This is a genomic window from Stenotrophomonas sp. YJH_SMC_16 (genome assembly GCF_059367875.1).
In genome coordinates, this window is the sequence record NZ_JCAFRH010000001.1 from 158,185 (window position 1) to 174,361 (window position 16,177).

The following is a 16,177-nucleotide window of genomic DNA, read 5'->3' on the forward strand; positions in this document are numbered from 1 at the left end:
CCCCCACACGCAGGACCGCCCCGCATGACCGAACACGTCACCGACCTGGACGCCGCCGTCGACTGGTTGTTTGCGCGCGTGGACGGGCCGTTGCGGATCGGAGCACCGCTGGCGCTGGGCAAGCCGCACCGGCTGCTCAATGCCCTCTACGCACGCGTCGAGCACGACCCTTCGCGGCCGCTGCAGCTGTATACCGCGCTGTCGCTGAACCCGCCGAAGGCCCGCGGAAACGGCCTGGAAGCGCGCTTCATGGCACCGTTCGCGCAGCGCCATTTCGGCGACGATTTCCCGCGCCTGGCCTATGCCGATGCGATCGCGCGCGACGCGTTGCCGGCACATGTGCAGGTGGAAGAGTTCTACATGCAGTCCGGCGCCCTGCTCGGTTCGCGGCAGGCGCAGTCCAGCTACACCAGCCTGAACTACACCCACGCCGCCGATGCGGTCGCCCAGCGCGCGCCGCAGGTGATCGTGCAGAAGGTGGCGATGCGGCCGGATGACCGCCGGCTGTCGTTGTCGTGCAACAACGACATCACCCAGGACACCCTGGATGCGATGACCGCGCGCGGCCTGCCGCGCCCATTGATGATCGCCGAGATCGATCCGCAGCTGCCCTATCTGGGCGGCTCGGCGACGGTCGATGTGTCGTTCTTCGATCTGGTGATCACCCCGCCGCCGCCGTACCCGGCGCTGTTCGGGCTGCCGCGGCAGCCGGTCGGCGATGCCGACTACGCCATCGGCCTGTATGCCAGCACGCTGGTGCGCGACGGCGGCACCCTGCAGATCGGCATCGGCACGCTGGCCGACGCGCTCAGCCATGCACTGGTGCTGCGCCACACCGACAACGCGCGCTACCGCCGCGTGCTGCATGCGCTGGATCCGCAGCTGGCCAGCCACCCGCTGGTGCAGGAGATCGGCGGGCTGGATCCGTTCGAAGTGGGCCTGTACGGCTGCAGCGAGATGCTCAACGAGGGCTTCCGCCGGCTGGTGCAGACCGGGGTGATCAAGCGCAAGGTGCACGACGACCTGGCGCTGATGCAGCGCATCGAAAATGGCAGCACGCTGTCCATCGACCACGCCACCCTGGCCGCCGAGGGCGAGTACCTGCACGGCGCGTTCTACCTGGGCTCGCCGGAGTTCTACGAGTGGTTGCGCACGCTGCCGGAAGATGAGTGTCGTGCGATCGGCATGCGCCGCATCAGCGAGATCAACCAGCTGTACGGTAGCAACGAAACGCTGGAACGCCTGCAGCGCCGGCACGCGCGCTTCTTCAATTCCTGCATGATGGCCACCGCGCTGGGTGCAGCGGTGTCGGACGCGCTGGACGATGGACGCGTGGTGTCCGGCGTGGGCGGCCAGTACAACTTCGTGGCGATGGCACATGCCCTGCCGGAAGCGCGCAGCGTGCTGATGTTCCGCGCCGCGCGCGATGACAAGGGCCGGCGTGAATCCAACGTGCGCTGGAACTACGGCCACACCACCATCCCGCGCCACCTGCGCGACATCTACCTGAACGAGTACGGCATCGCCGACCTGCGTGGTCTGACCGACGAGGACTGCGTGCATGCGATGACCGCGATCACCGAAGCCCCGTTCCAGGGCGATCTGCTGCAGCAGGCACATGCCGCGTGCAAGCTGCTGGCGACCGCGCAACCGGACCCGGCGCGTCTGCAGCGCAATACGCCGCAGGCATTGGCGGCAGCGCTGGCACCGTTCCGCGCCGATGGCAGCCTGCCGGACTATCCGCTGGGCAGCGACTTCAACGAGATCGAGCAGGTGCTGGTGAAAGCGCTGGGTTGGCTGAAGGCCAACACGCAGACCCGCGGCGACAAGCTGCGTACCGTCTGGGCAGCGTTGCGGCAACCGGCCGGCGACGGCGATGCGGTGTACCTGCAGCGCATGGGTCTACAGGCCCCGACGGATTTCGCAGAGCGCCTGGACGCGCGACTGCTGCGCCTGGCGCTGGCACGCACTGCCTGAGAAAGGGGGACGGAGGGGATCAAGTCGTTCATGCACAGACGACTTGATCCCCTCCGTCCCCTTCTTTATTCATGCATGGCGCGGATCTACTGTCCGATCCTCACTGCATCCTCAAGATACAGGCGGGCAATGGGCGGATGCTCTCGATGCTCGACCTGCCACAGGTCATAGGCCGCCTGCATCGCCAGCCACATACGAGCACTGCCGAGGCCCGCAAGTTCAAGACGGTACGCGAGTTCAGCAGAGATGCCGGCGTGCCCGTTGATGATGGTCGACAGCTGTCCACGGGAATAACCAAGGTGCTGCGCCAGCGCACTGATGGACATGCTGATCGCCGGCAGGATGTCTTCGCGCAGCGATTCTCCTGGATGCGGCGGATCATGCAACGGCATCGAGCAGACTCCTAGTGGTAATCAAGGTAATCGACCAGTTCGACGTCGAGCCCACGAAAGCGGAACACCAATCGCCAACTCGCCGAGACATTCACAGCCCAGTAGCCGCTATAGCTTCCGTGCAGGGGATGCAGGCGATTTCCGGGCAGCCCCATGTCTCCAGGCAGCCGGGCTTGATCCAACTGCAGAAGCAAACGCCGCAACCGAGCCACATGATCGGCACGGACTCCGGAAATGTCGCCCCGCTCATAGAGCGCCTTCAGGCCCTTATGCCTGAAGCTGACGATCATGCAGCACCAGTGTAAGGCCACACCTTACACTCCGCAAATCCAGTATAGGTTTCTGCGCCGCGCTTGTTGACCATTTTTACTATTGAGGTTGTCTCGGCAGACTCTCCTTTTCGCAAGGAACGCAGGCCAGATGAAGAGGCCAACGCGACAGCGGCGCCGTCGGGCGGAACACGCCGTCCCCTTTTCTCGTCCACGCATGGCGTGGATCTACCCAGGAAAACGAGAAAGGCCGGCGTGCGCCGGCCTTTCCTTCATCACGCTGCGATGCTGCTTACAGCGCCTTGGCAGCTTCCACCACGTGGGCGGTGGTGATGCCGAAGTGCTTGTACAGCTGGTCGGCCGGGGCCGAGGCACCGAAGGTGTCGATACCGATCACGGCACCGTCCAGGCCGACGAACTGGCGCCAGAAACCGGTGACGCCAGCTTCCACGGCCACGCGCTTGCGCACGGCGTTCGGCAGCACCGATTCACGGTAGGCCGCATCCTGGCGCAGGAACACGTCCGTGGACGGCATCGAGACCACGCGGGTCTTGAGGCCGGCCGCGTCCAGCTGGGCCTTGGCTTCGGTGGCCAGCGAGACTTCCGAACCGGTGGCGATCAGGATCACGTCCGGGGTACCGGCGGCATCGGCCAGCACGTAGCCACCGCGCTCGATCTGGGCGATCTGCTCGGCGTTGCGCGGCTGGTGCGGCAGGTTCTGGCGGCTGAACACCAGGCAGCTCGGGCCGTCCTGGCGGGTGATCGCGGCCTTCCAGCTCACTGCCGACTCGACCGCATCGCACGGGCGCCACACGTCGTTGTTCGGGATGTAGCGCAGCGAGGCCAGGTGCTCCACCGGCTGGTGGGTCGGGCCGTCTTCGCCCAGGCCGATCGAATCGTGGGTGTAGACGTGGATGGCGTGGGCCGGGATCAGCGCGCTCATGCGCACGCCGTTGCGGGCGTAGTCGCTGAACACCAGGAAGGTGGCGTCGAACGGAATGAAGCCACCGTGCAGGGCCAGGCCATTGGCAATGGCGGTCATGCCGAACTCGCGCACGCCGTAGTACACGTAGTTGGCGTTGGCGTCGTCGCTGGCGACCGACTTGCTGCCCTTCCACAGGGTCAGGTTGGAGTGCGCCAGGTCGGCCGAGCCGCCGACGATTTCCGGCAACAGCGGGGCATAGGCTTCAATGGCCAGCTGCGAGGCCTTGCGCGAGGCAATCGTCGGGCCTTCAGCCGCCACCTGGGCAATGTAGGCATCGGCCTTGGCAACGAAGTCGGCCGGCAGTTCGCCGTGCGAACGACGGGTCAGTTCGGCGGCCTCGCCCGGGTACTGGCTGGCGTACTTGTCGAACAGCTGTTCCCACTCGGCCTGGCGCAGGGTGCCGGCGCCATTGGCGCGCCAGCCGTCGTAGATCGCCTGCGGGATCTCGAACGGACCGTATTCCCAGCCCAGCTGCTTGCGGGTGGCTTCCAGTTCGTCCTTGCCCAGCGGTGCGCCGTGGCTGGATTCCTTGCCCGCCTTGTTCGGCGAACCAAAACCAATGGTGGTGCGGCAGCAGATCAGGGTCGGCTTGTCGCTCTGCGACAGCGCGGCCTCGATGCCGGCCTTGATGCTTTCCGGGTCGTGGCCATCGACGTCACGGACCACGTTCCAGCCATAGGCTTCGAAACGCTCCGGGGTGTTGTCGGTGAACCAGCCCTCGACGTTGCCGTCGATGGAGATGTGGTTGTTGTCCCAGAAGCAGACCAGCTTGTGCAGGCCCCAGGTACCGGCCAGCGACGCCGCTTCATGCGACACGCCTTCCATCAGGCAGCCATCGCCCATGAACACCCAGGTGCGGTGGTCGACCACTTCCAGCTCCGGGCGGTTGAAGCGCTGTGCCAGCAGCTTCTCGGCCAGGGCGAAGCCCACGGCGTTGGCGAAACCCTGGCCCAGCGGGCCGGTGGTGGTTTCCACGCCCGGGGTCTCATGGCGTTCCGGGTGGCCGGCGGTGTGGCTCCCCAGCTGGCGGAACAGCTTCAGCTGCTCGATCGGCAGGTCGTAACCGCTCAGGTGCAGCAGCGCGTACTGCAGCATCGAACCGTGGCCGTTGGACAGCACGAAACGGTCGCGGTTGAACCAGTGCGGATTGCTCGGATTATGGCGGAGGTAGTCGTTCCAGAGGACTTCGGCGATGTCGGCCATGCCCATGGGCATGCCGGGGTGGCCGGACTTTGCGGTTTCAACCGCATCGGCGGCAAGGAAGCGGATGGCGTTGGCCAACTGGCGACGGGTAGGCTGCGTCATGGTTCTGTCGGAATCGGGAGGCGGCCGCGGACGTGCGGGCGGCCTATTGTCCCATAGTCGCCGGGCGGGGGGTCGGTTCACCTTGTCCGGTCGTGCCGGCCGCTGGCCGGCAGCGTCGTGATCTCTGCCGGATTCCGCATGTGAAAAGGGGCCGGATCCCTTTCCTTGCGGAAAGGGATCCGCCCCCGATCAGGTCACCGGCAGTGGCTCCGGACTCAGTCCTGCTGCGGGCCCAGCACCGGGCCATCGTGGGACTCGCCCTTGGCCACCAGGGTGGTCAGGGCCAGGTCGCCGGTCACGTTCAGGGCGGTACGGCACATGTCCAGGAAGTGATTCACGCCCAGGATCAGGCCGATGCCCAGCGGGTTCACGCCCACCATCGCACAGATCATCGCCACCACCGGCAGCGAGCCCGACGGCACGCCGGCCGTGCCGATGCCACCGAGGATGCAGACCGCCATCACCATGATCTGCTGGCCGATGCTCAGGTCCACGCCAAAGAACTGGGCCAGGAAGATCACCGTCACGCCCTCAAACAGCGCAGTGCCGTTCTGGTTGGCGGTGGCGCCCACGGTCAGCACGAAGCGCGACACGCGCTGCGGCAGGCCCATCTGGTCGGCCACGCGCAGCGCGGTCGGCAGGGTGGCGTTGCTGGAGGCGGTGGAGAACGCCATCACCGTCGCTTCCTGGGTATCGCGGAAGAACGACAGCGGCGAACGGCCAGACAGCCACACGGCGGTACCGTAGGTCACGATCATGTGCAGGCCCAGCGCCAGCACCACCACGCCCACGTAGGCGCCCAGGCGGATGATCAGTTCGAAGCCGAACAGCGCGGCCAAGTTGAACATGAAGCAGGCCACCGCATACGGGGCCAGGCGGATGACCAGGTTGATCAGGGTCATCGAGATTTCGAACACGCCTTCGATGGCGCGACGCAGCGGGGCGACCTTCTCGTTGTCGGTCAGCACCATGCCGATGCCGAACATCAGCGCGAAGAACATCAGCGACAGGATCGCGCCGTTGTCAGACGCCGCCTGCAGCACGTTGCTCGGCACGATCGACAGCAGCATGTCCATGCCCTTCGGCGTGCCATGGATGCCAGCAACGATTTCCTTGCTGCGCTCGGCGTTCTCCGACAGCATCATCGCGGCGACCTGCGGATCGACGCCCGCGCCCGGCTTGAGCAGGTTGACCAGCACCAGGCCGATGCCCACGGCAATGCCGGACAGCAGCACGGTATACGCCAGGGTCTTCCAGCCGATGCGGCCGAGGGCGCGGATGTCGCCCATCTCCGACACGCCCATGATCAGCGCCGAGAAGATCAGCGGCACGATCAGCATGAAGATCAGGTTGAGGAACAGGCCCGACGCCGGGGTGGTGATGTAGTCCATTACCCACTTGGCACCGGCCTGCAGACCATCGACGCTGCCACCCAGGGCGTGCACGATCAGTCCCAGGATCAGGCCGATCGCAAAGCCGATGCCCATCTTCCAATGCAGGGGCAACTTCTTCTTGTCGGCAGCAGCTGCTGTCATGCGCGGGTTTCCTCGAAAAATGAATGCACTCTAACAAAGCGCGCAAGCGGCGCCGGTTCAGGTTCGCCGCGGCGGATACAGCGGCGCCAGGCCAGTGTCAGCGGTGATCGCCGCCGCCGACCAGTGCGGTCCGTCACGGAAGACCCCGCGCAGGCGCGTGCGCAGCGGCGCCAGATCACCCTGCCCGCCCCAGCGGGCCTGTTGCAGGTCCTGCAGCACCTGGCGCTGGGCCGGGTCATCCAACCGCGCGATGACCTGCTCGATGCGTTCAACGCCGGCCATCGCGCACAGCTGAGCTGCTACCTGATCGAAGCCTTCACCATCCAGCGCGCGGCGCAGTTCGGCCAGGCCGGCACGTCCAGTCGCCACAGCCGGCACAGCCCCCCTGCCCGCCTCAGGCGACGCCACGCGCGGGCGACGGCCACGCTGCCAGCCCCACAACAGGGTCAGCAGCCACAGCAGCGCCAGGCCGATGGCGGCGCCCATCCATGGCCACGGACGCTCGGCCAGGCCGCTGGCGCGCGGATCGGTGGCCGCGATACGACTGTCCTGGCCATCGCCCCCCGGCAGCGCAGCATCGGTGTCGATCGGCGGCAGCGGCGCAGGTGAAGCACTGCCACCGCCATTACCGGCTGCGACGGCGAGTGTCAGGTCCGGCAGCTTCGCTTCCTGTGGCTTGCCCGCACGAACATCCCACCACGGCAGGCGCGGCCCCGGCACCACCAGCGAACCCGGCTGGCGCGGCACGATCGAATAACGGCGGGTGATCTTCAGGCGCGGCGTGCTGCCGTTGAAGGTCTCTTCGTACTGCGCCGGTTCGGCGAACACCTGTGCGGCGCTGCCGACGTCGGGCACCGGCAGGTCGGTGAACTGCGCGCGGGTGGCACCGTCGGCAATCGCCTCGACCACCACGTTGGCCGCCTCACCGGTACGTGCGCTGGTCGGTGCACTGGTGTAGCGCAGCTGCAGGCCCTGCAGCGGCAGCCACGGCTGCGGCGCCTGTGCCGGCTGTGCCTGTACCTGCAACGTGCGGTCGGCGCCGGTGGCATTCATCCGCCCGTCGCCGCCGCCAAAGAAGTCGTCGAAGAAGCCACCGGCACTGCGCCCACTGAAACGCGCACCGGCCAGCCGAAGTGCACCGCTGCGCTCAGGAATCAGCAGGAAGCGCCGCTCGACCACGTTGTAGCGGCGGCCATTGACCTGCCGCACATCGGTGCGGTCATCGCCCACCCGCTGCAACGACGCACCGGCCGGGGTATCCAGCACCAGTTCGCCGGAGGCCAGCTGCGAAGCGAAATACAACCGCACCACCACGCCTACGCTCTGCTGCACATACGGCGTCTCGTCATCGACGACGGTTTCGATGAAGGCCACCGCGTTGCTGTCGGGGCCGGCCACGGCAGCGGCATCCACCTGCAGGGTCAACGGCGCAGTACGTACGCTGCCCACCTGCAGGCCCGGCACCACCAGTGCACCGCTACGCCGCGGCGTGAGTGCCACGCCATACAGATTGCGCTGCTGCATGCTGCCATTGCTCCACTCCACCTGACGGCTGCTGGTCTGGCCGCTGAGATCGAAGTCGGTACGCAACGGCGTGAAGTCTGGCGCGCCCTGATCGCTCTCGACATTGAGGGTGACCGTGTCGCCCATCGCGATGCGGTCGCGGTCCAGCCACGCGCGCGGCTGCGCCCACGCCAGCAGCGGCAGCCACAGCAGTAGTGCCGCCAACACCTGCAGCGGCCAGCGCCCGTGCATGTTCGTCGCCCGCGTCATCGCCCTTCCCTCTTCCTGCGTTCGTTTTCCAGCTGGAACTTGGCCCGCAGCAATGCGCCCGGATCATCCGGTACGCGCCGCATCCACGCCTCCACCGCCTGTTGCTCCTCGCGTTGGCGCGGGGTGGTGCCGTCGCTGCCTGGCACGGGCTTGCCATCCTGTTCGCCCTTGCCCTCACGTGCCTGCTGCATTGCCTGCTGCATGCGCTGGCGCTGCTGCTCATCCGCCTGGGCCTGTGCCTTGGCATCCTCCACCTGTGGTGGCGCCTGCTGTCCATCGCGCCCGCGCTCGCCGGGCTGCGGGCTCGACGGGTTCTTGTCGTCACCGGGCTTGGGCTGCCCCTGCTGGCCCGGTTGCGGCTGGCCCTGGCCGGGATTCTGCTGGCCCTGCTGCGGCTGCTGGCCCTGCGGATTCTGCTGCCCCTGGCCGTTCTGCGGTGGCTTCTGCTGCCCGTTCTGCGGTGGCTTCTGCTGATCCTGGCCTTTGCCACCCGACTGCTTGCGCTTGCGCGCGGCATCGACCACGGCGCGGTTGGCGACCGCGTCGGCCATGCCGGGATGCAGTGCCAGCGCGCGGTCGTAGGCGGCAATGGCTTCGTCGTAGTTGCCTTGGCGGGCCAGTGCATTGGCCAGGTTGTACCAGCCCGCATCGCTGTCGATGCCCTCGAACTGCTTGCGGGCACTGGCGAAATCGCCATTGCGGTACGCCTGCGCACCTTCGGCCAGACGCTGGTGCTGCACCTGGTCGGCGCGCTTCCACAGTGTGCCCTGCACCGGCGGTGAAGCCGGCACGGCGGGTGCCTGCGCCTGCACATCACTCATCCACGGCAGCAGGCCCACCGCCAGCACCGCCGCCAGCAGCGCGCGGCGGCGGAAGGCCAGCAGCGCCAGCAGCATCACCGGTGGCAGCAGCCAGAACCCTTCATCACGCCATTGCTTGCCCTCGCCGGGCCGCTGCGCCGCAGTACCTTCGCGTGCATCCAGTACACCCAGTGCGCGCAGATCACTGTCATCGGCGGCGATGCGTGCATAACGGCCACCACCGGCGGTAGCCACCGCACGCAGGCTGCCTTCATCCAGCGCAGCCTGGCGGATCTGCCCACTGCCATCCCGGTACGCCGCACCGGCAGCTGTGCCCAGGCCCAGTACCGACACCTGCAGGCCGAGGCTGCGCGCCTGCGCGGCGGCCAGTGCCGCTTCATCATCCGCCTGATCGCTCACCAGCAGGATCTGCCCCCGCAATGCCCCGATCTGGCGCATCAACCGCGTCGCCCAGTCGATACCGCGGTCGGCACGGTGGCCGTCGCGTGGCATCACATCCGGCGACAACGCGTCCAGATACAGCGCAACGTTGCTGCCGTCGTCGGTCAGCGGCGCCACGGTGTAGGCATCCTCGGCGTAGACCACCAGGCCCACCTGTCCGCCCTGGCGGGCACGCAGCAGCTCACCCACTTTCGCCCGGGCCTGCAGCAGGCGCGACGGCGGCAGGTCGGTGGCATTGATCCGGCTGGACAGATCCAGCACGACCAGCAGCGGTGCGCTGGCCTGGAACATCGGCTGTGCCTGCTGGCGCCAGCTCGGCCCGGCCATGGCCAGCGAGGCCAGCGTCCAGCCCAGCAGCACGGCCCAGGGCAGGCGTGCACGGCGGCGCGTGCCCGCAGCCAGCAGATGCGGCAACAGGTGGGCATCGACTGCTGTTCGCCACACATCGCTGCGCCGCTGCCGGTACAACGCCAGCGCGAGGATCAGCGGCAATGCCAGCAAGGCCCACAGCCATTCCGGGCGCAGGAAGTGCAGCGCATTCCAGTCGGGAAGATGGGATGCCAACGCGATCATCGGCGGCGCTCCGGCCACACCCATGCCAACGCACCCAGCAACAACGCCAGGCCCAACGGCCAGGCATAGCGCTCCTCGCGCGGTCGCAGGCTTGGCCCCTTCGCCGCGATCGGCTCCAGCCGGTCCAGTTCGGCGTAGATGCCGGCCAGCTGCGCGGTATCGCGGGCGCGGAAGAACTGGCCACCGGTCATGCTGGCAATCTTTTTCAACGTGGCCTCGTCGACCGGATCCTGGTCGGCGGAAATGGGAATGCCGAACAGGCGCATGCTGCCATCGCCACCAAACGCGACGGTGTGGATGCGTACACCTTCGGCGCGGGCCACTTCCGCCGCACGCAGCGGCTCCAGCACCCCGGCGTTGCTGACGCCGTCGGTCAGCAGGATCAGCACGCGCTGCCCCTCCGGTTGGCTGCGCAGGCGTTTCACTGCCAGGCCGATGGCATCACCGATGGCCGTCTCGCGCCCGGCCAGGCCGACCACGCTGTCGCGCAGCTGGTCGCGCACGCTGGCCAGATCGGCAGTAAGCGGCGTAAGCGTGTAGGCGCGGTCGCCGAAGATCAGCAGGCCGATGCGATCACCGGCACGACGATCAAGGAAATCGGCGAGCACGGCCTTGGCCGCGGTCAGGCGATCCACCGCCTGCCCGCCCAGCACCATGTCGCCCTCGCCCATGCTGCCGGACACGTCCATCGCCAGCATCATCTGCCGGCCCTGCTGCGGCGGGGTGATGGCCTCGCCCAACTGCTGCGGGCGCGTGAGTGCGATGCACAGCGCGCACCAGCCCAGCCACAACAGCAGCGTGCGCAGCCACGACACATCGACGCGGCCGCCACCGGCCAGCGCTTCCAGTTCCGTCGCTGCATAGGGCACGCGCAGCGCAGCGCCGGGGTCGGCACGACGCTTCCACCAGCGCATCAGCAACGGCAACGGCAACGCCAGCAGGGCCAGCGGCCACGCCAGCTGCAGGTCCGGCCATGGCCAGTAACTTGCCAGCAGGTTCATCGGCGGCGCTCCAGCAGCATGGCCAGGTAGCGCTCGCGCGCCCAGCTGCGCAGCGCCGCCACATCGTTGGCGTCCACCCGCGGGCGATAGGCACCTTCGGCCAGCAGACTGCGACGTGCCGCGGGCAGCGTGCCTTCCGGATCCACGCGCCGCCACCAGGCGTCATCGCGCAGGGATTCACTGCCGGGCTGTGCCTGGCGTGCAGCGCGACGCAGCAGCCCTGCGATCGCCGCCAGTTCGGCAGCCGCATCGGCGGTGGTTGCCAGCTCCTGATCAAACAGCTGCAACCAGCGCTGGCAGCGTCGGCGGCGCTGCCACCACAGGAAGGCCATCGCCACCAGCAACAGCAGCACCACGCCGCCGATCATCAGATAGCCCGGTGCCGGTGGCCACCACGATGGGGCCGGCGGCAGCTGCACATCGCGCAGCGGCAGGTTCGCGCTCATGCCGGCACCTCGGTGGGGGATGGTGCCAGCCAGGCATCGCTGGGCGCATCGGTGGACAGCACCTGCACATCGACGCGACGCGCTCCCAGCTGGCGCCGCAGTTCCTGCAGCGGTTCGACGAAGTGGGCCTGCCAATGAGCCTGCACCTCGCTGCGCCGCAGGTCGAGGCCGATGCGCTGGTGCAGGGTCTGGAACTGCAGCGCGGCCGACGGAGGCTGCAGTTCCAATGGATCGACCAGCAGCACCAGGCTGAGGTCATGGTGCTGGGCCAGCGCACTCCAGCGCGCAGGCGGAATACGGATGGCCTGCTGCGGATCGGCCAGCACCAGCACACGTGCACCCGGGCGCAGGACGCGACCGGCATGGTCCAGCGCGCGTTCCAGGCCAAGGTCATCGGCCGGGGGCTGCGCATACCAGCGGGTGAGCGCATCCAGCACGCGCAGCACGCCGCGCGGGCCTCCTGCCGGTGCGATCGGTGGTTCACGGTCGCTGCCACGCAGGGCACCGATGCGATCGCCACGACGTTGCGCCGACCACGCGGCGACGGCGCCTGCACGTGCGGCCTGCACCGATTTGAAGCGCACGCGGGTGCCGAAGTACAGGGCCGGCGAGGTATCGGCCACGATCAGGCTGACCCGCTCGCGTTCGGCCTGGAACAGTTTGGTATGGGCACGACCGGTCCGTGCGGTCACCCGCCAGTCGATATGCCGCGCATCATCACCGGCCACGTACTCGCGTGACTCGGCATATTCCATGCCACGCCCACGCAGCGGTGACGGCGCCTGCCCGGCGTTGCCGGCACGGCCACGGCGTGGCGGCGGCGGACGCTGTGCAAGGCGGCGCAAGGCCACCAGTTCGGACAGCTGCGGGCGCAGCCCGTCACCGTCGCTGACGGAAGAGGCGTGGTGCAGGGATGGATCGGTCATGCGCAGGCTCAGGGTGCCGGCACCCGGGCCAGCAGCTCCTGCACCAGGCGTTCGCCATCCCAGCCTTCGGCAGTAGCTTCGTAGCTGGGCAGCACGCGATGGCGCAGCACGTCGGCGGCAACCGCACGCACATCATCAGGGGTGACAAAATCGCGGCCGGCCAGCCAGGCGCGCGCACGCGCGCAGCGTTCCAGTGCGATGGAACCGCGCGGGCTGGCGCCCCAGGCAATGCGGCGGCCAAGGCCAGCGTCATAGCGCGCCGGATCACGCGAAGCCAGCACCAGCTCGATCAGGTAGCGTTCCAGCGCCGGCGCCATGTGCAGGTCCAGCACTTCGCGGCGGGCATCGAACACATCCTGCATCGGCAGCTTTTCCGGCGCCGGTGCGGCTTCGCCCAACGCGCCGCGGGCACGCTCGCGGGCCAGGCGCAGGATCTCCGATTCGGCGGCCTGGTCCGGGTAGCCGATGCGCACATGCATCAGGAAGCGGTCCAGCTGTGCTTCCGGCAGCGGGAAGGTACCTTCCTGTTCGATCGGGTTCTGCGTGGCCATCACCAGGAACAGCGGCGGCAGCGCGTAGGTGTGGCGGCCAACGGTAACCTGGCGCTCGCCCATCGCTTCCAGCAATGCGGACTGCACCTTGGCTGGCGCGCGGTTGATTTCATCGGCCAGCAGGATCGGGTGGAAGATCGGTCCGGGTACGAATTCGAAGCGGCCTTCCTGCGGGCGCCAGATCTCGGTGCCGGTCAGGTCGGCCGGCAGCAGGTCCGGGGTGAACTGCACGCGGGCGAAGTCAGCCTCCAGGCGCGAGGCCAGCGCACGGATCGCCGTGGTCTTGGCCAGGCCCGGAGCGCCCTCCACCAGCAGGTGGCCATCGGCCAGCAGCGCGATCAGCAGGCGTTCGACCAGTGCCGCCTGGCCGACGATCTCGGCCGACAGGGCATCGCGCAGCTGGGTGAAGGCGCCATGCAGGCGGGAGGTGGCCGGCGCGGGCGGCGGCGAGACGGTTTCGGGCATCGGCGGTGGCAGGTTCATGGGGGCCTTTGACCGGCGCGGGACGGCACGGGTTCCCGACATCATCGCAGGGTGCCTTGCGATTGGCATCAAGAACGGCTGAACGGCCCATCCACGCATGGCGTGGATCTCCGGGTGGAAACGAAGAAGGGCCGCGCATGGCGGCCCTTCTTCGTTTCGCGGGTGGCGCGGGCTTAGTTCTGCTTGGCCACGCGCAACACCTTCGGCGTCACGAACACCAGCAGCTCGGCCTTGTCCTTGTTGCGGCCACGCTTCTTGAACAGGTTGCCCAGGAACGGCACGTCGCCCAGGAACGGCACCTTGCTGATGCTGCTGCGGTCGGTGAACTCGTACACACCACCGATGACCACGGTCTGCCCATCCTCGACCAGCACCGCAGTGTTGACCTCGCGGCGGTTGATCGACGGCACCGTGCCGTAGCCCTGCAGCTCGATCAGGCGGTCGACTTCATCCTTCTTCACCTGCATGTTGAGGAACACGCGGTTGTCGTTGGTGATGGTCGGGGTCACCCGCAGTTCCAGCACCACTTCCTTGAACTGCACGTTCGGGGTGGAGCCAGCACCACCGGCAGCACCGGTGCCGCTGATGGTGACGTAGCCGATTTCCTTGCCCTGCTTGATCATCGCCTCGCGCTGGTTGGTGGTAACCACGCGCGGGTTGGAGATCACCTCACCTCGCGACTCTTCCTGCATGGCCGACAGCTCCACGTCCAGCAGGTAGCCAGCGTTGAGGATCGACAGCGCCAACGAACCCGGGTTGCTGGCCGTAGCCACCGGCAGGTTCCAGTTCAGGCCGCGCTTGATGGTCGGGCCGCTGGGAACCGGGGCCGGGCCGACGCTGCCACCCGCCTGCCACTCACGGACCGCCTTGGCGTTGGCCAGTGCCGTATCGACCTGCGACTTGCGGGTTTCCTCGTTGGCAGCGAGGCTGCCGCTGAAGTACACGTTGTCGCGGCTGCCGCTGATGCCGAACTTCGCACCCAGCTCGCGGGCGAAGGTATCGGTGGCGATGACAATGCGGCTTTCGATCAGCACCTGGTCGACCGGGCGGTCGATCACGCCGATCAGCTCACGCATGCGCGCGATCTTCTTCGGGATGTCGCTGATCATCAGCGTGTTGGTGCGCTCGTCGGCCACGATACGGCCGCGCGAGGACAGGAAACCACTGTCTTCCTGCGACGAACCGCCACCACCGCCATTGCCGCCACCACTCCCGCCACCGATGCCCTTGGCCTCGGTCAGCGCTTTGAAGATCTGCGTGGCGCTGTGGTAGTTGATCTGGACGTAATCGGTGACCAGGTCTTCGCGGTTCTCGATGGCGATGCGCGCGTCTTCCTTCTCCTGCTCGAACTTGGCCAGCTCAGCCTGCGGAGCGACCCAGATCACGCTGCCATCGCGACGCTTGTCCAGGCCCTTGGCACGCAGCACGATGTCCAGCGCCTGGTCCCACGGCACGTTGACCAGGCGCAGGGTCACATTGCCCTGTACCGAATCGGACGCCACCACGTTGAGATTGGATTCTTCGGCGATCAACTGCAGCACGGTGCGCACCGGCACGTCCTGGAAGTTGAAGGTCACCGGCTTGCCGGTGAAGCCACGCTGCCCCACGGCCTTGGCGGCCTGGGTGACGCTGCCGGCGGTGACCGCGCCCACCGCGGCGGGCGCCTGCCGCGGGCTGATCTCCACCACGTACTCGTTGCCGCTCTGGTAGGCCAGCGACTCCACCGCGCCACCGGTACTGAGCACCAGCTGGGTACCGGCACCGGACGGCTTGGCGTCGATGCGCTGCACCGGCGTGGCGAAGTCGGTGACGTTCATCGGCTTCTGCAGGTTGGCCGGCAGTCGGGCGTTACCGACATCGACCACCACGCTGCTGCCCTGCGTCCGCAGGTCCGGCACCGCGCCCTGGCCGTCGAACTGGACGATCAGGCGCCCGGCGCCATCATCGCCGCGCTTGAAATCGATCTTGGCCACCGACAGGCCCGCCGGCGCTGCCGCCGGTGCCACAGTGGCGCCCACCGGCTTCTCGGCCGGTGCGGCGGCCAGCGCCGGAGCGCAGGCCAGCATCAGCGCGACTCCCAACGCGCTGACACGGTTCAAGGTAGAGCGCCGGATGGGACGCAGCCCCTTGGCTTGGTGAAAGGTCATCGTGCTATCCCCAGTAAACGATCATTGATCTTCAAGCGAGAGCGTTGCCGGCCGTTCCAGCCAGCCGCCCGCGCCATCCGGCACCAGTTCGATCAGCTCCACGTGGTCCTCGAAGACCGCCGTGACCCGCCCGTCGCTCTGCCCAAGGTACCCACCCGGGCGTACCCGGTAGGTCACCTTGTCCGGCCCCATCACCAGCGCCACGGTAGCGGCGCCGGTGCCGATGGTACCGACCATGTCCAGTGCATCCAGCGGGAAGCCTTCCAGCGGCTCCTTGCGCCGGTTCGGATCCGGACGCAATCCGCCATTCCCCTGCTGCGGATTGGTCCAGGCATCGGTGAACGGGTCGCGCAGACCCTGTGCGGAGTATTCGAAGGTTTCGAACTGCTGCATCACCGGCAGCGGCTCCAGCGGCTGCGCCGGTCGGGCACGCTCGCCTTCCACCCACTTTTCAAGGTTCGGTGCATCACCCGGCGTGCTGGTCACATCGCGGCCGCACGCAGCCAGCATCAGCACGACGGCAGCCATCCCACAACGCGCAAAGAGGGAACG

Annotated in this window: 13 protein-coding genes; 1 reads left to right on the plus strand and 12 read right to left on the minus strand. The window is 67.7% G+C overall.

The window, feature by feature from the left end; translation table 11 throughout:
* Positions 1-24: 24 nt before the first annotated feature.
* Complete coding sequence (locus AC5P6E_RS00700; protein WP_495230606.1) at positions 25-1,977, plus strand: acetyl-CoA hydrolase/transferase C-terminal domain-containing protein; 1,953 nt, start codon at positions 25-27, stop codon at positions 1,975-1,977.
* A gap of 86 nt (positions 1,978-2,063) precedes the next feature.
* On the opposite strand, the gene AC5P6E_RS00705 is transcribed toward AC5P6E_RS00700, so the two are convergent.
* The 12 genes from AC5P6E_RS00705 to AC5P6E_RS00760 all read right to left on the minus strand — a co-directional run bounded on the left by AC5P6E_RS00705 (position 2,064) and on the right by AC5P6E_RS00760 (position 16,153).
* Positions 2,064-2,369, minus strand: coding sequence for a HigA family addiction module antitoxin (locus tag AC5P6E_RS00705; protein WP_010484074.1), 306 nt, complete (start codon positions 2,367-2,369; stop codon positions 2,064-2,066).
* Between the two features lie 11 nt (positions 2,370-2,380).
* Complete coding sequence (locus AC5P6E_RS00710; protein WP_010484073.1) at positions 2,381-2,659, minus strand: type II toxin-antitoxin system RelE/ParE family toxin; 279 nt, start codon at positions 2,657-2,659, stop codon at positions 2,381-2,383.
* A gap of 271 nt (positions 2,660-2,930) precedes the next feature.
* The gene (gene tkt, locus AC5P6E_RS00715; protein WP_010484072.1) at positions 2,931-4,928 is read right to left on the minus strand and encodes a transketolase; all 1,998 of its coding nucleotides are present in this window, start codon (positions 4,926-4,928) and stop codon (positions 2,931-2,933) included.
* A 215-nt stretch (positions 4,929-5,143) separates the two neighbouring features.
* Complete coding sequence (locus AC5P6E_RS00720; RefSeq protein WP_019338741.1) at positions 5,144-6,463, minus strand: dicarboxylate/amino acid:cation symporter; 1,320 nt, start codon at positions 6,461-6,463, stop codon at positions 5,144-5,146.
* A 57-nt stretch (positions 6,464-6,520) separates the two neighbouring features.
* On the minus strand, positions 6,521-8,236 hold the full coding sequence (locus tag AC5P6E_RS00725; RefSeq protein ID WP_329835454.1) for a BatD family protein: 1,716 nt from the start codon (positions 8,234-8,236) through the stop codon (positions 6,521-6,523).
* Positions 8,233-10,071 (minus strand): tetratricopeptide repeat protein, encoded by a 1,839-nt coding sequence (locus AC5P6E_RS00730; protein WP_019338743.1) that lies wholly within the window; start codon positions 10,069-10,071, stop codon positions 8,233-8,235. The genes AC5P6E_RS00725 and AC5P6E_RS00730 overlap by 4 nt, the downstream gene beginning before the upstream one ends.
* The gene (locus AC5P6E_RS00735) at positions 10,068-11,072 is read right to left on the minus strand and encodes a vWA domain-containing protein (RefSeq protein WP_019338744.1); all 1,005 of its coding nucleotides are present in this window, start codon (positions 11,070-11,072) and stop codon (positions 10,068-10,070) included. The genes AC5P6E_RS00730 and AC5P6E_RS00735 overlap by 4 nt, the downstream gene beginning before the upstream one ends.
* Complete coding sequence (locus AC5P6E_RS00740) at positions 11,069-11,518, minus strand: DUF4381 family protein (protein ID WP_019338745.1); 450 nt, start codon at positions 11,516-11,518, stop codon at positions 11,069-11,071. Before AC5P6E_RS00740 ends, AC5P6E_RS00735 begins: the two co-directional genes overlap by 4 nt.
* Positions 11,515-12,444, minus strand: coding sequence for a DUF58 domain-containing protein (locus AC5P6E_RS00745; protein WP_010484067.1), 930 nt, complete (start codon positions 12,442-12,444; stop codon positions 11,515-11,517). Before AC5P6E_RS00745 ends, AC5P6E_RS00740 begins: the two co-directional genes overlap by 4 nt.
* Before the next feature lie 8 nt (positions 12,445-12,452).
* The gene (locus AC5P6E_RS00750; protein WP_019659996.1) at positions 12,453-13,478 is read right to left on the minus strand and encodes an AAA family ATPase; all 1,026 of its coding nucleotides are present in this window, start codon (positions 13,476-13,478) and stop codon (positions 12,453-12,455) included.
* A 173-nt stretch (positions 13,479-13,651) separates the two neighbouring features.
* Positions 13,652-15,625 (minus strand): type IV pilus secretin PilQ, encoded by a 1,974-nt coding sequence (locus AC5P6E_RS00755; RefSeq protein WP_312250923.1) that lies wholly within the window; start codon positions 15,623-15,625, stop codon positions 13,652-13,654.
* Between the two features lie 21 nt (positions 15,626-15,646).
* A complete protein-coding gene (locus AC5P6E_RS00760) occupies positions 15,647-16,153 on the minus strand; it encodes a pilus assembly protein PilP (protein ID WP_010484064.1) in 507 nt (168 codons plus the stop codon).
* Positions 16,154-16,177 lie beyond the last annotated feature (24 nt).